The sequence below is a fragment of the Methylobacterium sp. 275MFSha3.1 genome (assembly GCF_900108435.1).
Lineage (GTDB): Bacteria > Pseudomonadota > Alphaproteobacteria > Rhizobiales > Beijerinckiaceae > Methylobacterium.
In genome coordinates this window covers 209,336-226,140 of record NZ_FNWP01000002.1, presented here as the reverse complement: position 1 = coordinate 226,140, position 16,805 = coordinate 209,336, and the positions used below count along the sequence as shown (strand labels likewise).

The 16,805-nt window shown below is 72.7% G+C and carries 17 protein-coding genes; 7 read left to right on the top strand and 10 right to left on the bottom strand.

Annotated elements, in window-relative coordinates; all coding sequences use genetic code 11:
• Window positions 1–49: 49 nt before the first annotated feature.
• From BLW78_RS01030 to BLW78_RS01020, 3 genes are all read right to left on the bottom strand, one after another.
• Window positions 50–1,168 (bottom strand): ATP-dependent DNA helicase, encoded by a 1,119-nt coding sequence (locus tag BLW78_RS01030; protein ID WP_012321591.1) that lies wholly within the window; start codon window positions 1,166–1,168, stop codon window positions 50–52.
• Window positions 1,165–2,097, bottom strand: coding sequence for an oxygen-dependent coproporphyrinogen oxidase (hemF, locus tag BLW78_RS01025; protein ID WP_091675826.1), 933 nt, complete (start codon window positions 2,095–2,097; stop codon window positions 1,165–1,167). The genes BLW78_RS01030 and hemF overlap by 4 nt, the downstream gene beginning before the upstream one ends.
• 137 nt (window positions 2,098–2,234) lie before the next feature.
• Window positions 2,235–2,648 carry a PaaI family thioesterase gene (locus tag BLW78_RS01020; protein WP_091675823.1) on the bottom strand — a complete coding sequence of 138 codons (414 nt, stop codon included), beginning with the start codon at window positions 2,646–2,648 and terminating at the stop codon, window positions 2,235–2,237.
• Window positions 2,649–3,132: 484 nt separating this feature from the next.
• Between BLW78_RS01020 and BLW78_RS01015 the strand changes: the two genes are divergently transcribed.
• The 4 genes from BLW78_RS01015 to BLW78_RS00995 all read left to right on the top strand — a co-directional run bounded on the left by BLW78_RS01015 (window position 3,133) and on the right by BLW78_RS00995 (window position 6,332).
• A complete protein-coding gene (locus BLW78_RS01015; RefSeq protein ID WP_091675820.1) occupies window positions 3,133–3,642 on the top strand; it encodes a Ros/MucR family transcriptional regulator in 510 nt (169 codons plus the stop codon).
• A gap of 511 nt (window positions 3,643–4,153) precedes the next feature.
• Window positions 4,154–4,615, top strand: a complete 462-nt coding sequence (locus BLW78_RS01005; protein ID WP_091675813.1) for a GNAT family N-acetyltransferase — start codon at window positions 4,154–4,156, stop codon at window positions 4,613–4,615.
• A gap of 69 nt (window positions 4,616–4,684) precedes the next feature.
• Window positions 4,685–5,041, top strand: coding sequence for a hypothetical protein (locus BLW78_RS01000; RefSeq protein WP_020091135.1), 357 nt, complete (start codon window positions 4,685–4,687; stop codon window positions 5,039–5,041).
• Window positions 5,042–5,201: 160 nt separating this feature from the next.
• Complete coding sequence (locus BLW78_RS00995; protein ID WP_091675810.1) at window positions 5,202–6,332, top strand: DUF2336 domain-containing protein; 1,131 nt, start codon at window positions 5,202–5,204, stop codon at window positions 6,330–6,332.
• An 11-nt stretch (window positions 6,333–6,343) separates the two neighbouring features.
• Here the strand turns inward: BLW78_RS00995 and BLW78_RS00990 are convergent, their stop codons facing one another.
• Window positions 6,344–6,694, bottom strand: coding sequence for a hypothetical protein (locus BLW78_RS00990; RefSeq protein WP_091675807.1), 351 nt, complete (start codon window positions 6,692–6,694; stop codon window positions 6,344–6,346).
• Window positions 6,695–6,955: 261 nt separating this feature from the next.
• Between BLW78_RS00990 and BLW78_RS00985 the strand changes: the two genes are divergently transcribed.
• Together BLW78_RS00985 and BLW78_RS00980 are read left to right on the top strand one after the other, a co-directional pair.
• Complete coding sequence (locus tag BLW78_RS00985) at window positions 6,956–8,839, top strand: sensor histidine kinase (RefSeq protein ID WP_244526699.1); 1,884 nt, start codon at window positions 6,956–6,958, stop codon at window positions 8,837–8,839.
• A gap of 23 nt (window positions 8,840–8,862) precedes the next feature.
• On the top strand, window positions 8,863–9,576 hold the full coding sequence (locus tag BLW78_RS00980; protein WP_244526697.1) for a peptidoglycan-binding domain-containing protein: 714 nt from the start codon (window positions 8,863–8,865) through the stop codon (window positions 9,574–9,576).
• A 73-nt stretch (window positions 9,577–9,649) separates the two neighbouring features.
• Here BLW78_RS00980 and BLW78_RS00975 read toward each other — a convergent pair whose 3' ends face one another.
• Complete coding sequence (locus BLW78_RS00975) at window positions 9,650–9,940, bottom strand: hypothetical protein (RefSeq protein ID WP_091675802.1); 291 nt, start codon at window positions 9,938–9,940, stop codon at window positions 9,650–9,652.
• A gap of 326 nt (window positions 9,941–10,266) precedes the next feature.
• Here BLW78_RS00975 and BLW78_RS00970 point away from each other — a divergent pair, with 326 nt between their 5' ends.
• Window positions 10,267–10,605 (top strand): DUF1491 family protein, encoded by a 339-nt coding sequence (locus BLW78_RS00970; protein ID WP_091675799.1) that lies wholly within the window; start codon window positions 10,267–10,269, stop codon window positions 10,603–10,605.
• Between the two features lie 141 nt (window positions 10,606–10,746).
• Here the strand turns inward: BLW78_RS00970 and BLW78_RS00965 are convergent, their stop codons facing one another.
• The 5 genes from BLW78_RS00965 to BLW78_RS00945 all read right to left on the bottom strand — a co-directional run bounded on the left by BLW78_RS00965 (window position 10,747) and on the right by BLW78_RS00945 (window position 16,466).
• The gene (locus BLW78_RS00965; protein WP_091675797.1) at window positions 10,747–11,796 is read right to left on the bottom strand and encodes a ketopantoate reductase family protein; all 1,050 of its coding nucleotides are present in this window, start codon (window positions 11,794–11,796) and stop codon (window positions 10,747–10,749) included.
• Window positions 11,797–12,075: 279 nt separating this feature from the next.
• Complete coding sequence (gene dgcA / locus BLW78_RS00960) at window positions 12,076–13,059, bottom strand: N-acetyl-D-Glu racemase DgcA (RefSeq protein WP_056526441.1); 984 nt, start codon at window positions 13,057–13,059, stop codon at window positions 12,076–12,078.
• A gap of 163 nt (window positions 13,060–13,222) precedes the next feature.
• On the bottom strand, window positions 13,223–14,236 hold the full coding sequence (dgcN, locus tag BLW78_RS00955; protein ID WP_020091144.1) for an N-acetyltransferase DgcN: 1,014 nt from the start codon (window positions 14,234–14,236) through the stop codon (window positions 13,223–13,225).
• A 258-nt stretch (window positions 14,237–14,494) separates the two neighbouring features.
• Window positions 14,495–15,046, bottom strand: a complete 552-nt coding sequence (locus BLW78_RS00950; protein WP_091675794.1) for a GNAT family N-acetyltransferase — start codon at window positions 15,044–15,046, stop codon at window positions 14,495–14,497.
• 253 nt (window positions 15,047–15,299) lie between these two features.
• Window positions 15,300–16,466 carry a type III PLP-dependent enzyme gene (locus tag BLW78_RS00945; RefSeq protein WP_091675792.1) on the bottom strand — a complete coding sequence of 389 codons (1,167 nt, stop codon included), beginning with the start codon at window positions 16,464–16,466 and terminating at the stop codon, window positions 15,300–15,302.
• Window positions 16,467–16,805 lie beyond the last annotated feature (339 nt).

The following is a 16,805-nucleotide window of genomic DNA, read 5'->3' as shown; positions in this document are numbered from 1 at the left end:
GTAGCACGCGTGGTCCCGCTTCACAAGCGAGACGTCGCGCGGCGCCGGATCAGACCACCACGGTGATCGCCTGCGCCGCGCGGGTCAGGCCGGTGTAGAGCCAGCGCGCCCGGTGCTCGCGGAACGCGTAGGATTCGTCGAACAGCGTGACCCGATCCCACTGCGACCCTTGAGCCTTGTGCACCGTCAGCGCGTAGCCGTAGGTGAACTCGTCCGTCTCGCGCCGCAGGAACAGCGGGATCTCCTCGTCCGTGCCGGAGATCATCGCGCGCAGCACCTTGATGTCGGTGGGCTTCCGGCGGAGCGCCGGGTCGTCCTCCGGCACCACGTCGAGGCGGATCAGGTCCGGACGCGGCGGCGCGCGCAGGGCCTGCACGGTCCAGGTCGAGCCGTTGAGCAGGCCCTTCACCCGGTCGTTGCGCAGGCAGACCAGCTTCTCGCCGATCGCCGGCATCGGGTCCGTGTGGCCGGCGAGTTCCCGCAGCCGTGCATTGTAGAGGCGGCGGGTCTTGTTCAAGCCGACCAGCACCTGATCGCACTCGAGCACCTCGGCCGGATCCAGGGCGCGGCGCGACACGATCCGGCTCTGCCCGTAGCTGCCGAGCTCCAGCCGGCCGCCCTCGCGCACGGTCATGGCCATGCGGACGATCGGGTCGTCCTTGGCCTGCCGGTGCACCTCGGTGAGCATCACGTCGGGCTCAGCCTCGGTGAAGAAGCCGCCGCCGCGCACCGGCGGCAGCTGCGCCGGGTCGCCCAGGACGAGGACCGGCCGCTCGAAGGACAGGAGATCGTTGCCGAGGTCGGAATCGACCATCGAGCACTCGTCGATGATGATCAGGTCCGCCTTGGCGGCCGGGCCCGAGCGGTTCAGCGTGAAGGTCGGCCCGCCCTCCTCCGCCTCCTTGGTGCGGTAGATCAGCGAGTGGATCGTGGCGGCGTCGTAGCAGCCCTTCTGGCGCATCACCGAGGCCGCCTTGCCGGTGAAGGCCCCGTAGACCACCGTGCCGTCGACATCCTCGGCGATCCGGCGGGCGAGCGTCGTCTTGCCGGTGCCGGCATAGCCGAACAGCCGGAACACCTGCGATCCCCCGTCCCGCCGCCACGCGGCGATCGCCTTCAGCGCCGCGTCCTGCTGCGGCGCGTAGGCGGCCGGCAGACCCGCACTCACGGCCAGCGCACGGTCGGCGGCATCGAGGAGAGGATGGAGGCGACGTTGCCGCCCGTCTTCAGGCCGAAGATCGTGCCCCGGTCGTAGAGCAGGTTGAACTCCACGTAGCGGCCCCGCCGCACCTGCTGCTCGTGGCGGTCCGCCTCGGTCCAGGGCGTGCCGAGATTGTCGCGCACGATCTTCGGGTAGGCCTCCAGGAAGGCCCGGCCCACGTCGCGGGTGTAGGCGAGGTCGGCCTGCGGCGTCCCGCTCCAGAGGTAATCGTAGAAGATCCCGCCGATGCCGCGCGGCTCGTTCCGGTGCTTGAGGTGGAAATACTCGTCGCACCACGCCTTGTAGCGGGCGTGGTCGATGCCGTGCGCCGCGCAGGCCCGCGCCAGGCAGGCGTGGAAGTGGCGGCTGTCCGGATCGTCCTGCGTGCGGCGCCGGTCGAGCACCGGCGTCAGGTCGGCCCCGCCCCCGAACCACGCCCGCGTCGTCGCGACGAACCGGGTGTTCATGTGCACCGTCGGCACGTTCGGGTTCCACGGATGGGCGATCAGCGAGATGCCGGTGGCGAAGAAGCGCGGATCCTCGGCGGCGCCGGGCATCTGGGCGCGGAATTCCGGCGCGAACTCGCCGTGCACCGTCGAGATGTGCACGCCGGCCTTCTCGAAGACGCGGCCCCGCAGCATCGCCATGACGCCGCCGCCGCCCGGCCGCCCGGTATGGTCGGTCCGGTTCCACGGGGTCTTCTCGAACGTCCCGGGGCCCTCGGGCGCGTCGGGGTGGAACGGGCCCGCCGCCTCCGCCTCGAGGGTCTCCAGAGCGGCGACGATCCGGTCGCGCAGCGTCTCGAACCACGCCGCGGCCTCGGACTTCATGGCCGTCACGTCGGCCTCGGAGGGAGGCGCAGCCAGGGCTGCGCGCGCGTCGTCCGGCATCGTCATGACACAGGCTTTTCCACCCTGCCGGGCGCACGTCAATGCGGTCGCGGCCCCGCACGGGCGCGCAGGGCTCCCGCGCAGGGCTCCCGCGCCGGTGTCCCGACCGGCGACAACGCCCCTACGCGGCCCCTACGCGGCCCCTACGCGGGCGCCGGCCGCTCGCCGACGAGCTTGAGCAGCCCCGTGGCGGTCGCCACCAGCTCCCCGGCCTCGTCGCGGATCTCGGCCTCGCAGAAGATCACCGACCGCCCCGCCCGGGTGACCCGTCCCTCGGCGGTCAGGACGCCGCGGCCGGGAGCGAGGAAGCGGGTCTGCATGTCGAGGGTCACCACGGGGCGCCCCGCCCGCAGCCGCGCCGCCGTCCCCAGGGCGACGTCGAGCAGGGTGCAGAGCGCGCCGCCATGGGCGATGCCGAGGTTGTTGGCGTGCTCCGGCCGCAGGGCGAGGCGCAGCCGCGTCCGGCCCGCGCGCACGTCGAGCGCCTCGATCCCGCAGTGATCCACGAACGGGATGATGGCGCCGAAGACGGTGCCCGTCTCCGAGCGCTGATCCACTTGCTGATCCACTTGGTGATCCCCTTGCCGGTCCACTTGCTGGTCCACGCCGATCGCCCCGGATCCTGCCCCGCCCGGATCCTTATCGCCCGGCCGCCTCCGAGGCCATGACCGGTCCGCGGCAGATCACGTGACAGTCCGGCCGAAACGTTCGTCCCGTCCCGAAGGCTCACGGGACATCGCGGCGGGCCGCCGCGTGAAGTTCTGCGCCTCTCATCAGACCGGAGACGGATCTTCGCAGAGGAAGCCCGCGGCGAGATCGCGGCGGAAGGCATAACCGGCGCCCGTCCGCGTCGCCCGGTCTCGTCCAACTTCGGCTCCGGGGTGTCGGTTTGCTCGACGGTCGATTTCAGCTCGACCCACGGTTTGAATAATATGCGTGTTCATGGCGGGGGCATTGTGTAGGGAAATGCTCGACGACGACTTGATTTTGCTGCACAGACGTTAGAACCGTCTCTCGACGGTCGGATAGAGGGAATCATCGATGGACGACAACGCCACTGAGCAGCAGCAGACCTTTATCGAGCAGGCGTCCGACATCGTCTCGGCGTATGTCTCGAACAATTCCGTGCCGATCAGCGAATTGCCCGGTCTGCTCGCCGGCGTTCACGCCGCGCTGACGAAGCTGTCCGCCCCCGCGGCGACGGTCACCGAGGCGGCCGACAAGCCGACGCCGGCCCAGATCCGCAAGTCGGTGACGCCGGACGCCCTGATCTCGTTCATCGACGGCAAGCCGTACAAGACGCTCAAGCGGCACCTGTCGCGCAACGGCCTGACGATCGAGCAGTATCGCGAGCGCTTCGGGCTGCCGCGCGACTATCCGTCGACGGCCGCGAGCTACTCGGCTCAGCGCTCGGAACTCGCCCGCAGCCTCGGCCTCGGCCAGCAGCGCCGCAAGTCCGCCGCCCCGGCGCCCGAGCCCGAGCCCGTCGCGGAAGTGGCCGAGAAGCCGAAGCGCGCCAGCCGCTCCCGCAAGGCCAAGGAGACGGCCTGAGCCCGGCCTGAGCCCGGCAACACCCGGGCTCGTGGTTACCGGCCGGCGCGCGACCCGCGCGCCGGTCCGTTACGCGAAATCGGCGAGGTCGTCGGCCACGTCGCCCGCGGCGATCTCCGTCTCGGCCTTGTGCCGCTCGACCGCCCCGATCTCCGGCCCGACCTCTGCCTCGGTCATGCCGGACCGCGGGCCCGGCCCCTCGGGCGCCGGCGCTGTCTCCGGCCGCGCCTGGCCGGCCTCCCCTTCGGAGGCTCGATCCGTCACCCGCCCCGCCATGCTGCGCGCTCCCCGATCCGCCGACGGGAGAGCAAAGCGCGGACGGCCCGGCGCGTTCCGCGCGCGCCGCATCACGACGGCGCCGCGCGCGACGGAGCCGATCCCGCGGTGATCGCGATCTGCGGGACGGCGCCGCGTTTGAGCCTCAGGAGCGCGACGCGCCGTGTCGAGAGGCCTCGCCACGCGTTGAACCGCCGGACATGCATGCGCCGGACATGCCGATCGGGAGCGGGATTTGGGCAATCGCTACGGGCTGGAGATCCGCGCCGCCGCGGGGCCGGACGCCGCGGGTCTCGCGGCGCTGCTCAGCGAGGTCGGGGTCGCGGTCGGCACCGCGGACCTCGCGGCCCGGCTCGAGGCCCTGCAGCGGGACGGCGGCATCGCCCTCGTCGCCGTGGAATGGGGGCCGCCGAGCGGCCTCATCGCCGTCGCCCCCGTGCGGACGCTGGACGCGCCGCGGCCCTTCGGCCTGATCACCGGCCTCGCGGTCGCCGCCGAGTCGCGCCGCCGGGGCATCGGTCGGGTCCTGCTGAAGGCGGCCGGCCGGGCGGCGCGGCAGGCGGGCTGCGACCGGCTGCTCCTGGCCGCGGGGCCGGACCAGGCCGCCCTGCGCGCCTTCTGCGCCGCCGCCGGCTTCGCCGACGAAGGGACCGTGCTCGCGCGGCCGCTGCTGAAGCGGGGCACCGGAGACGGCTGAGATCCGCGACATCCTGGCCGAAGCCGGCGGGGCTCACCGGGCGTTACCCCCGGAGAGTGGAGCCCCCCGATGACGCTGCGATCCGAGACCCCGCCGCCGCCCGCGAACCTGCCCTGCGATCCGCCGCCGGATTCCGAGGCGCCGACCGCCGCGCAGCTCAAGGGCGACATCGACAGCGGCCGCACCGCCGACAAGACCCCGCACATGGATATCGGCGCGGCCCCGCTCGGGACCTGCGAGGAGGCCGGCGGGACGCCGCCGACGCCCCGGGAGGTCCGGATCGCCCGGCAGAACGAGCGGGCGCCCTCGGAGCGGGCGGCCAAGGGTTACCCGCACCAGCGGCAGCCCTGGGTCCTGCCGCTCTACGCCGGCATCATCGTCGCGGCCGCCGTGGGGCTCGGCCTCGTGCTCTGGCTGACGCGCTGACTGCCGCACTGACGGATGCGCTGACGGTCCGGCCGGGGTGGGACCGCGCCGGTTCCATCCTGGCGCAGGACGGCACGGTCGCCGCGGAGGCGGCTTAAAGGTCGATTCACGTCGATGCGGTTAGCGTGACCTTACTGCAGTCTTGCGTAACCGATCCTCCATGCCCCCTTCCGTCGATGCTCCGCCGGACCTGTCCGGGCTCCTCGAACTGTCACGCATCGAGAATCTCGATCTCAAGCCGGTGATCCTCCGGGTTCAGACGGACCTGTTCGTCCGGGCCGCGGCCCGGGACCGGACCGAGATCGAGATCTTCGAGTCCCTGGCCTGCGGCCTCATCCCGACGGTGGACGAGGAGACGGCCCGGGTCGTGGCCCGCAAGCTGGCCCCCTGCCCCGAGACGCCGCCCGCGGTGCTGGAGGCGCTCGCCCTGCGCGGCGGCGGCGCCCGCGACGCGGTGGTGGAGCTGGCCCCGACCCTGAGCCACCGCCTGATCGAGGCGGCCCTGGCCGAGGGGTCGGACATCGCCGCCCGCATCGCCGCCCGGGCCGGGCTGAGCCGGGAGGCGGTGGACGAACTCTCCCGCGAGGGCCGCCCCGAGATCGACCGCGCGCTGGCGGCCAATCTCGGCCACACCCTGCGGGGCGCGGCCCTGTCGCGGCTCGTGGACCGCGGCCGCACCGCCCCCGACCTCGCGCGGCTGCTGCTGGTCCGGCCCGACGTTTCGGCCGCCGACCTCGTGCCCCTGTACCTGCACGCCGACCCGATGCGCCGCACGGTGATCGGCCGGGCCGTCGAGGCGACCGCCGCCCTGCGCCCCTGCCCGCCGCCGCCCCGCGGCCTCGGCGAGACCCTGACCGGCCTGTCCGCCGCTCGCGACGTTCCCGCCTTCATGGCGGCGCTGGCCGACGGGCTCGGCCTGCCCCGCGATTTCCTGACCGTGGTCGCCGACGCGGGCACCCGCTACGACCTCCTGACCCTCGGCCTGCGGGCCGCCGGCCTGCACGAGGAGGAGGCGGTCTACATCTTCCTGACCCTCAACCAGGGGGTGGCGCGCTCGGCCGAGCGCGTCGCCGATCTCGTCCGGCTGTTCCGCACCGTGAGCCGTCCGGCCTCGCGGGACCTGATCGCCGCGATCCTCGACCGGCCGCTCGCCGAGCGCGGTCGGAGCGATGCCCATCAGCCGGCACACGGCCCGGAGGCCAAGCTGCGCCAGGGCGCCGAGCGCGTCGCCGCGCAGCGGCCGCGCCTGCCGGCGCGGGCCCGGACGGCGAGCGGCGGGGAGCCGGGCTGACCGGCCGGCCGTCAGCGCGGGCCGGTCCCGGGATCGCTTTTCGGATCGTTCTGCGGATCGCTCTCCGGATCGGCGCCCCGCCACGCGGGCTGCCGGTCCGTCTCCTGCAGGGTGTCGTTCGAGGGCGCCTCCGCGGCGCGGCGGCTCAGCTCCGCCATCAGGCCGCGGGCCAGCACGGCGCGGACCGCCCGCTCCCGGGTCTCGGGCGGGACCGCCTCCAGGGCGGCCGGCACGACCGCCTGGGCGCTCGGGACCGCCCCGGCGAGCCTGCGGGCCTCCGCGGCCGGGTCCGCTCCGGTGCGAAGCATGGCGAAGTAGGAGAGCACGCCGATCACCAGCGCGGCGCGCAGCAGGACGGTCATGGAACGGTTTCTCCGCTCGAGATCGCGCGAAGCATTCGACGGATTTCGTGAACCGGGCCTCTACCGACCCGAGCTTTCCCGCACGATGGTGAATGAAGCTTGTTCGCGATCGGCTGGTTACCTCGCGGAAAGCATCCCGACCATTCGGACAAGTCCCGCAACACTCGTTTAAGCCGGCTCTGCGACCGTCCGGTAGTCGTTCGAAGTCGAACCGGAGGCGCGACGGATGCGGGAACGCAGCCAGCGCGACGCGTGCCAACCTTGACCATCAAGACTGTCCTGACGTCGCTGATCGATGACCGGCTCGCGGGCCTCGTCCACGAATCCGTGGTCGACAATCCGGCCGCCCGCGCGCGCCACCAGCGCTTCCTGGTGTCGCGGCTGGCGACCGGCGCCGTGATGATGGCCGGGCTGCCGCCCTACCTACTGTGGCGCGGGGTGCCGTCGGGCTTCGAGGTCCTGGCGATCGCGAGCCTGCTGCTGCCGGTCTTCGCCGCCGTCCTCCTCACCCGCACCGGCTCCCTCTGGGTCGCCCACGCGGTCTCGTCGGCGGGCCTGACCGGCCTCGTCGTCGCCCTGGCGGGCGTCACCGGCGGCGTCACCTCGCCCGCCGCGGTCTGGCTCGTGGCGATCCCCCTCGAGGCGCTGGTCTCCGGCTCGCTCCGCGCGACGATCGCGGCCGCCGCGATGGCGGTCCTCGGCGTCCTGACCGTGGTGGCCCTCGGCGCCTGGGCCGGCTCCCTGCCGGTCATGGATATCTCGGCCGCGATCGCCCTGCCGGCCTTCGCCATCACGGCGATCGGCCACGTCGCCGCCCAGGCCCTGGAGCACATGCGCAACGAGGGCGTCTGGCGCGAGCGGCTGCGCGACAACGAGGCCCGCGACCGGCTGCTGCTCTCGGCGATCGACGACCTCGTGACCTGGCACGACCGCAACGGCCGCGTGCTGGAGGCCTCGGTCTCGGCCGTCCGGCTCCTGGGCAGCGCCCCGGCCCGCCTGCGCGGCCACGGCCTGCTGGAGCGCGTCCACGTCGCCGACCGCCCGGCCTTCCTCAAGGCGGTGAGCGACGTCGCCGCGACCGGCCGGCCCGCGACCCTGCCCCTGCGCCTGCACGTCGAGCCCGAGACCGGCCGCGCCGACGGCGCGAGCCTGATCTACGCCGAGATGCGCGCCCACCGGATCGAGCACGGCGCGCACGACGCCGCCACGGCGGTCGTGGCGGTCACCCGCGACATGACCGAGCACCACCGGCACGCCGTCGAGCTGGAGCGCGCCCGCGCCGAGGCCGAGCGGGCCGACGCGATCAAGGGCCGGTTCCTGGCCAACGTCACCCACGAGCTGCGCACGCCGCTCAACGCGATCATCGGCTTCTCCGAGGTCCTCGCCGGCGAAGGCGCCGTCAGCCTCGGACCGGTCCAGGCGCGGGAATATGCCGGCATCATCGGCGCCTCGGGCCACCACCTGCTCGGCGTCGTCAACACGCTGCTCGACATGAGCCGGATCCAGAGCGGCAATTTCGACTGCACCCCCGAGGCGTTCGACATCGCGGACCTGCTCCGGGCCTGCTGCGACATGATGCGCCTGAAGGCCGACGCCGCCGGCGTCGTCGTCACCGCCGCCCCGTCGGGACCGGTGGAGATCACGGCCGATCCCGCCGCCTGCCGGCAGGTGCTGATCAACCTCATCTCGAACGCCGTGAAGTTCACCCCGGCGGGCGGCCGCATCGACCTGTCCCTGCGGCGCGGCGCCGGCACCCTGGACATCGTCGTGGCCGATACGGGCGTCGGCATCGGCGCGGACGACCTGCCCAAGCTCGGCACACCGTTCTTCCAGGCCGGGAGCGGCGGCTACAAGCGCCAGCACGAGGGCACCGGCCTCGGCCTGTCGGTGGTCCAGGGCCTCGTCGGCCTCCACGGCGGCTCCCTGCTGATCGAGAGCGCGCCCCAGGCCGGGACGGTGGTGACCGTCACCCTGCCCCTCGTCTGCCAGGCCCCCGCGGCCGCCCACGGCCCGGCCCCGATCCGCACGGCCGTGCGCGGCGCCCCGGCGCCCCGCCGCGTGGTGCGCCTGCCGCTCGGCCTGTTCGACGCGGAGCCGGGCCTCGCCGCGGCCCCGGCCGACCCGGTCCTGCGCCGCACCGGCTGACCCGAAGATCCCCGGAAGGAGACATGATGTCAGGCTACCGCGAGATCACCGTACCGGGCGAACCCGGCCGCGCGCGCCGCGCCGCGCCGCGCCGCGCCGCGGTCCAGGGCGACTGGCGCGCCGTCCTCGTCGGCGCGCTGAAGGCGACGGGCGCGACCTGCCGGACCAGCCCGGGCGCCGTTCTCGGCAGCCTCGTCGCCCTCGGCGCGGCGGGCTTCGTCTGCGTCAACGCCCTCGGCTACCAGACCGGGCGCCACCCGGCGCCGATCCTGCCGAAGCTCGCCCAGAAGGCGCCCGCCCCCCGCGAGGCGGCGCCGGCCGCCAAGGAGGCCCTCCGGGAACCCGCGCGGGATCCGGTGCGGGTCATCGAGGCCGACCGCGCCGCCGCGCCGGTCCCCGCCAAGCCGGCGGCCCGGGACGCGATCGGCGAGCTGATCCGGTCCGAGGAGACCACCGCCTCGGTCACCCCGAAGGCGTCGCCGGTTCGGCCGGCCGCCAAGCCGGCCGCGAAGGAGACGGACGCCAAGGCGGCCAAGTCCGAGAAGGACGGCGATCCGGTGCTGCGGGCCCAGAAGGCGCTGTCGAAGCTCGGCTACGCGGTGAAGCCCGACGGCGCGATGGGCCCCGGCACCCGCGCGGCGATCGAGAAGTTCGAGCGCGGCGCCAAGCTGCCGGTGACCGGAGAGGCGACGGGCCGGACCCTGCGCGAGCTGATGGCGCGGGCGGGCCACGGCTAGCGGGCCCCGGCGGCACCCGCGCCGGAGCGGCGGCCCGGGTGCCGATCGTCGCGAGACGTCGGTGAGCTGGCCCTCAGTACTGCGTGCCGGTGAACCGGCAGATCGTCTTGCAGCGCGGGCCGCCATTGGCCTGGAAGGACTTCGCGTGGCCGATCGAGCCGGTCATGTCCTGCGTGGGATTACCGCCGGGCCGGTGCACGACGATGTTGCAGGCATCACTCGGCGTCCGCTGGTAGCGCGGGCAGGACGCGGAGTCGCGGTGGCCCAGTAAATCCATGAGCGTCTCCGGACGGGCGTGGGCCGACGGCACAGCAAAGCACAGGCAGGCGACGATCAGCGTCGCGAGCGAGGTCATTCTCCGCATCGGAGTGCTCCTCAAATCATCGTGGCATGCGAATTCGGGCGCCCTTTGCTCAGTTAGGCAGCAGAAAATACTATAGATGTGCGCTGACGCACATCGTTCAGTTCTTTTTTAATCCCGAAAAAGACTGGATTTTTTGACGGATTATTCACCGCGCTGAGCCGTTTGCTCTGGACGTGCGGCGTCGCGCATCCGCGCTTGCCCGTGCCGGCGCTTTCGCGCATGGCGGGGTTTGCGCCGCTCACAACCGGCCGGGTTTCAGGGGCCGACCGCCGCGCCGGATCGCCCGCCCGCGGCGCGGGCCGCGCGATTCACAGGGCTACAGACGCATGCGCCTGCGCTCCGATTTCTGGGTTTCGGCCCATCTGCGGCGTCTCGACGTCGCGGGCATCCCGGCGGTGCTGCGCCGGCGCGGATCCGCGGAGGCGGGCGCGATCTTCGTGAAGGTCGATCGGCTCGACGGCAGCGCCGACCTCTACGGACCGGCGCCGCAAGCGCTGTTCGAGGCCGAGGAGAGCGGCGACCGCCGCTTCGCCGCGATCGTCACCGGCGGCAGCCCGCTCGACGTGGAGGAGCGCCTGGCCAAGGAGATCCGGTTCGATTCCGATCTCTGGATCGTCGAGATCGACGACCGCCAGGGGCGGCATTTTCTGGATCTGGCGGAGTGATACCGTTTCCGGTTGGAGACCTCGCCACCGTCTTTGCGAGCGCAGCGACGCAATCCAGCGGCGCCACGCCGACCGATGGCGCGCCGCCCCGGGTCACTTCGCTCCGCTCGTGATGACGGAGCGAAGCGAAGGCAGCGCCCGTCAGCCCTCGATGATGCGCTCGTCGAGCTTGCGGTCGACGGTCTCGACGGTGCGGTCGATCTCGGCGTTCGGCTCGCCGAGCTGGTGCGAGATGAGCTTCACCAGCAGGTCGACCCGCTCGATGTAGGGCGCGCCGTTCGCCACGGCCCGCGCGGCCGAGGACGGCTTCAGCAGGCTCTCGGCGGCCTTGGCGTACTTCTCGAACGGCACTTGGTCGGCCGCGTCGGCGCCGAGCTTCCGGGCGATGCCGTCGACGTGGTCGTAGATCGCCCGCGAGCGCGCCAGGTCGCCGTGGACGGCGTCGTGGATGGATTGCGGCTCGCCCGGGGTGATGCAGCGGTAATTGCCGGTGAGCAGCATCGACCACTTGGCCAGCGGCACGAACAGCGAGTCGAACACCTTGAGCTTCACCGGCACGTCGTGCCCGTCGAGGCGCACGGCGTCGATGTCGGCCTCCAGCTCCCGGAGCAGCCGGTTATGGGCCTCGTCCGCGAAGGTCGCGGCCTTGAAGTTCGTCGGCAGGCCGACGTGGAGGACATTCGCCTCCTCCTCCGGCGGTCGGAAGGCCTGCGGATCGGGGGAGCAGAGCGACACCAGACCCGGCTCGAACCGGTCCCACACGCCGGCATTGGTGTAGGCGTCCTCGAGGTCCATGGCGGCGAGCGCCGGGATCCGCTTGAGGTAGGGCAGCGGCGGCATGTTCATGATCGATAGGCACGGCAGCTTCGCCGCCGCGATCTTGATCATGAGGACGCGGATCGTGTGGTTGTTGTACTGCGGCTCCTGCATGGCCAGGCCGACGAGGTCGTAGCGCGACACGTCGACGTCCTCCGGCGGCATCGCGTCGACCTTGCCGGGCAGATCGCGCGAGTGAATCGCGCGGTGCTCCTTCTCGTCGCGCAGCTTGATGCGGACCTCGGTCCCCTCGCGGTTGATCAGGTCCGCGGTCTTCCGCCGGCACACCAGGGTCACGTTGTGACCGGCCATCAGGAGCTTGGTGCCCAGGAGCGAGCCGTAGGAGGCCCCCAGGATCAGGATGTTCTTGGCCACGTCGGTCCTCCCCAGCATTGAGACTTGCTGTGTGTTGTCTGGCTGCTGGGAACAGCGCGTCCACGCCACGGCCCCAAGCGCACGTGCGATGGATGGCAGCCGGGCGAGCGGAAGGCAAGCCTTCTGGTATACCTAATCCCAAACCCTTTGTGAGGCCCTGCCGGTGACAGGCGGGGCGATCCCTATCCTCCGCACCCGGGATCTCCACAGGATGGCGCCTCCGGGACATCGCGCGGGACCCTCTCGGGACCGCGGACGACGACCGGCCCGCCGCGGGCCCTAGCCCCAGAGGTCCGGCGTCGGCGGGTGCATCAGGCTGCCCTCGTAGCGCAGCGGCGGGTCACGGTCCCGGGCCAGCAGCAGCGGCCCGTCGAGGTCGACGAACTCCGCGTCGTTGGCGAGCAGGGCCGCCGGCGCCATGCCCAGCGAGGTGCCGAGCATGCAGCCGACCATGATCGAGAGCCCCCGGGCCCGCGCCTCGCGGGCGAGGAGCACCGCCTCGGTCAGGCCGCCGGTCTTGTCGAGCTTGATGTTGATCGCGTCGTAGCGCCCGGCCAGCGCGTCGAGGCCGGCGCGGTCGTGAAGGCTCTCGTCGGCGCAGACCGGCACCGGGTGGGGGATCTCGGCGAGCAGGGCGTCGGCGTCGGCCGGCAGCGGCTGCTCGATCAGCGCGACGCCCGCTCGCAGGCAGGCCGCGAGGTTGGCCTCCACGTTCTCGGGCCGCCACGCCTCGTTGGCGTCGACGATCAGCCGCGATTCCGGCGCGCCGGCCCGCACCGCGGCGATGCGCTCCGGATCGCCGTCCCCGCCGAGCTTGACCTTGAGCAGCGGCCGGTGGGCGGCCTTGCGGGCGGCCTCCGCCATGCTCTCCGGCGTGCCGAGGCTCAGCGTGTAGGCGGTGATGGCCGGCCGGGGCTCGGCGAGACCCGCGATCTCCCAGGCGGGACGGCCCTGCCGCTTCGCCTCGAGGTCGAACAGCGCGCAATCGAGGGCGTTGCGCGCGGCGCCCGCCTTCATGCGGGTCATGAGCGCGTCCCGCCCGATCCCGGCCGCGATCGCCTCCGCCTGGCCCTCGATCAGGGCGCTGACGCTCTCGACGCTCTCCCCGTAGCGCGGATAGGGCACGCACTCGCCGCGCCCGACCGCGTCGCCGTCCGCGATCGTCGCCACTACGACGGCGATCTCGGTGCGGCTGCCGCGGGAGATCGTGAAGGCGCCGGCGATCGGGAAGCGCTCGACGGCGAGGGTCAGGCGGCGGGCCATGTCGTAGGGTCTCCGGTTCAGGCCTGCGGTCGATGCAGCCCGCTCCGTCATCACGGGCGGAGCGAAGTGACCCAGGGCAGCGAGCGGCCGGTTGGCATGGCGCTGCTGGATCGCTTCGCTCGGCTCACGGGGACGGAGTGAGAGCCGGCACAGGGAAGCGGTATCAGATCGCCGGGAAGTCGGCGACGATCCGGTCGACCAGCCCGTCGACGCCGAAGCGCACCGGGTCGGTGGCGGGCAGGCCGTGCTCGGAGCCGAGCGCGTCGAGGAGCGCCCGGGCCTCGCCCTCGGCGAGCGCCTGGGTGTTCACCGCGATGCCGACCGGCTTGATTCCCGGATTGGTCAGGCTGCCGAGCTGCACGGTGAGGTCGATCACCTGCCGGATGGTCGGAAGCGGGTGCTTCACGCCGCGCATGTTGGTGCGGGTCGGCTCGTGGCAGACCACGAAGGCGTCGGCCTGGGCGCCGTGCAGCAGGCCGAGGCTCACGCCCGCGAAGGACGGGTGGTAGAGCGAGCCCTGGCCCTCGATCAGGTCCCAGTGGTTCGGCTCGGCCTCGGGCGAGATCGTCTCGACGGCGCCGGAGATGAAGTCGGCCACGACGGCGTCGATGGCGACGCCCCGGCCGGAGATGAACACGCCGGTCTGGCCCGTGGCGCGGAAATCGGCGTCGAGGCCGCGCTCGCGCATGCCGCGCTCCAGGGCCAGCACGGTGTACTTCTTGCCGACCGAGCAGTCGGTGCCGACGGTGAGCAGGCGCCGCCCGGCCCGCTTGGTGCCCTTGCCGGTGGGGAAGCGCTCGTCGGTGTGGCGGACGTCGTGGAGCTGGCGGCCGCGGCGGGCGGCGGCCTCCGCGATGGCCGGGACCGCGCCGAGCTTCACGTGCAGGCCGCTCGCCACGTCGAGACCGGCCTCGATCGCCGCGACGATCTCCTTGACCCAGTGGTCCGGCAGGACGCCGCCGGCGTTGACGACGCCGATCACCAGGGTCCGGCAGCCCTTCGCCAGGGCCTCGGGCAGGGTCATGTCGGGGATGCCGAGATCGGCGGCGCAGCCCGGCAGGCGCATCTGGCCGACGCACCATTCCGGGCGCCAGTCCTTGATCCCGTAGGCGGTCTTGGCCGCCAGCGTGTCGGGCACGTCGCCCAGGAACATCAGGTAGGGCGTGGCGATCTGCATCGGTCGAGCAACCTTCTCCGGGAGGCCGGCGGACCGTCTATGCGGGATCGCGGGCGGCGTGCGCAATGCATGGGGCTGGCCAAGGCGGTCGATGCGGCCGCCCCACGGAGCATACCGGCTCTGCACGCCGTCATCGCGAGCGCAGCGAAGCGACCCAGGGCAGCGCGACGTCATTGAGCGGGGCGCGACCCTGGATTGCTTCGCTCCGCTCGCGAAGACGGTTCGTCGCCTCAGATCGGCGGAGCGGCGAAGCCCCGTTCAGGCGGCGCGTCGTCGCGCCACCCCCGCCTCGTTGGCCACCGCGCCCACCGGCGCCGGCACGCCGCTCGCCCGGACCATCCCCTCGGCGCCCGCCAGCGCGCCCGCGCGCAGCTCGAGACCGAGGAAGCGCGCGCGCTCGAACGGCCCCGGCAGGGTCAGGCCCTCCGCGAGCGCCCGGTCGAAGCCGAAGCGCGCGTAGTAGGGCGCGTCGCCGACCAGCAGCACGGCGCCGTGGCCGAGGGATTCCGCCCGGCCGAGGGCCGCCTGCATCATCACCGAGCCGAGCCCCTGGCCCTGGATCGCCGGATCGACGGCGAGCGGGCCGAGCAGCAGCGCCGGGCGGGCGAGCCCGGCCTCGACGTGCCACAGCCGCAGGGTGCCGACGAGCCGTCCCGCCCGGGTCGCCGCGAAGGCGAGGCCGCGGGCCGGCAGGCGGCCCTCGCGCAGGCGCTCCGAGGTCTTGGCGCGTCGATTGCCGGGAAAGCACGCGTCGAGCAGGCGCTCGCGCGCCGGGACGTCGTGGAGATGCTCCGCGCGGATCTCGATCATGGCTGTGCCCTCCCCGGGCCGGCGAGCGGGAGAAGCGATTGTCTGTGACCGAGAGCCGGACGCCCTCGGTCGACGCGGTGGTGGACGTCAGCGTCCGGCAGGGTCGCCCTCCCCGTCATCACGAGCGAAGCGACGTGACCCAGGGCAGCGAAACGTCGGAAGGCGTCCCGCGTCCCTGGATCGCTCCGCTCCGCTCGCGAGGACGGAGGAGCCTGCGTCCCTCAGCCGGAACCCGTCCTGATCCTAGGAAGGATCAGATGACGATCTGCTGAAGGGGCGGGAAGCCGTTGAAGGCCACCGCCGCGTAGGTCGTGGTGTAGGCGCCCGCCCCCTCGATCAGCACCTTGTCGCCGATCGAGAGCGAGACCGGCAGCGGGTAGAGCTGCCGCTCGTAGAGCACGTCCACCGAGTCGCAGGTCGGGCCGGCGATGACGCAGGGCTCGGTCGCCTCCCCGTCCCGCGCAGTACGGATCGGGTAGCGGATCGCCTCGTCCATGGTCTCGGCGAGCCCCCCGAACTTGCCGATGTCGAGGTAGACCCATCGGACCTCGTCGGCCTCGGCGGACTTCTTCGACACGAGCACGACCTCGGCCTCGATCAGGCCGGCATTGCCGACCATGCCGCGGCCCGGCTCGATGATCGTCTCGGGGATCTGGTTGCCGAAATGCTTGGTCAGGCCCCGGAAGATCGCCTCGCCGTAGCTCTCCACGCCCGGCACCGCCTTGAGGTACTTGGTCGGGAAGCCGCCGCCGAGATTGACCATCGACAAGCCGATGCCGCGCTCCGCGCACTCGCGGAAGATCGCCGCCGCGGAGCCGAGCGCCCCGTCCCAGGCCTCGGTGTTGCCCTGCTGCGAGCCGACGTGGAACGAGATGCCGTAGGCCTCGAGCCCCTGGCGGTGGGCGTGCTCCAGCACGTCCGCGGCCATCTCGGGCACGCAGCCGAACTTGCGGGAGAGCGGCCAGTCGGCGCCCGCGCCGTCGCACAGGATGCGGCAGAACACCCGCACCTCGGCCGCCGGCACGCCCAGCGCGTCGGCGGCCCGGGCGATCTTCTCGACCTCGGCCTGGCAATCGACCGCGAACAGGCGGATGCCGAGCTTGAGGGCGCGGCCGATGCAGCGCTCCTTCTTGATGGTGTTGCCGAAGGAGATCCGGTCGGCGGTGGCGCCGGCGGCCAGCACCATCTCCATCTCGGCGACGGAGGCGGTGTCGAAGCAGGAGCCCATCTCGGCGAGCAGGCGCAGCACCTCGGGCGCCGGGTTCGCCTTCACGGCGTAGAACACGCGGGTGTCCGGCAGGGACCGCGCGAAGGCGGTGTAGTTGTCGCGCACGACGTCGAGGTCGAGGACCATCACGGGGCCCTCGTCCTGACCGAGGTCGCGGCGCACGCGCAGGAAGTCACGGATGCGGTCGGTCATGGTCGTCTCCCGGCACGGGTTCGCGAGCGCCCTACGCGGGGCGCGCTGTCGAAGATGACGGCCCGAACGGGCCGCCGGCGTCAGGGGGCGATGCGTCGCGCGGACCCACGCGCTTTGGAGACGCGTGCGTCGGAGCGGGCGCAGAGCACCCGGAAGCTGCCGTGGATTGGAAGGGAGGACCCCCACCGCACGCCGGGCAAAGAGAAACAAGCCTCTTCGGTGCCGGCCTGTGGAGGGCCGACGAGACCAAAAAAGCCCGTTCGTCGTTGCTTTAAGCTGCGTCCCCCGTGGAGAGCGGGGTTCGCCGGTTTCGCCTCCGGCTGCCGGTTGTTGTCGGGG

Excerpts from the sequence above, each read along its gene's own strand:
- dgcN (WP_020091144.1), bottom strand. The coding sequence starts at position 14,236 with ATGCAGATCGCCACGCCCTACCTGATGTTCCTGGGCGACGTGCCCGAC.
- BLW78_RS01000 (WP_020091135.1), top strand. The coding sequence starts at position 4,685 with ATGACGCTGCGATCCGAGACCCCGCCGCCGCCCGCGAACCTGCCCTGC.
- BLW78_RS01015 (WP_091675820.1), top strand. The coding sequence starts at position 3,133 with ATGGACGACAACGCCACTGAGCAGCAGCAGACCTTTATCGAGCAGGCG.
- BLW78_RS00980 (WP_244526697.1), top strand. The coding sequence starts at position 8,863 with ATGATGTCAGGCTACCGCGAGATCACCGTACCGGGCGAACCCGGCCGC.
- dgcA (WP_056526441.1), bottom strand. The coding sequence starts at position 13,059 with ATGGCCCGCCGCCTGACCCTCGCCGTCGAGCGCTTCCCGATCGCCGGC.
- BLW78_RS00995 (WP_091675810.1), top strand. The coding sequence starts at position 5,202 with ATGCCCCCTTCCGTCGATGCTCCGCCGGACCTGTCCGGGCTCCTCGAA.
- BLW78_RS00945 (WP_091675792.1), bottom strand. The coding sequence starts at position 16,466 with ATGACCGACCGCATCCGTGACTTCCTGCGCGTGCGCCGCGACCTCGGT.
- BLW78_RS00990 (WP_091675807.1), bottom strand. The coding sequence starts at position 6,694 with ATGACCGTCCTGCTGCGCGCCGCGCTGGTGATCGGCGTGCTCTCCTAC.
- BLW78_RS00970 (WP_091675799.1), top strand. The coding sequence starts at position 10,267 with ATGCGCCTGCGCTCCGATTTCTGGGTTTCGGCCCATCTGCGGCGTCTC.
- hemF (WP_091675826.1), bottom strand. The coding sequence starts at position 2,097 with ATGACGATGCCGGACGACGCGCGCGCAGCCCTGGCTGCGCCTCCCTCC.
- BLW78_RS00950 (WP_091675794.1), bottom strand. The coding sequence starts at position 15,046 with ATGATCGAGATCCGCGCGGAGCATCTCCACGACGTCCCGGCGCGCGAG.
- BLW78_RS00975 (WP_091675802.1), bottom strand. The coding sequence starts at position 9,940 with ATGCGGAGAATGACCTCGCTCGCGACGCTGATCGTCGCCTGCCTGTGC.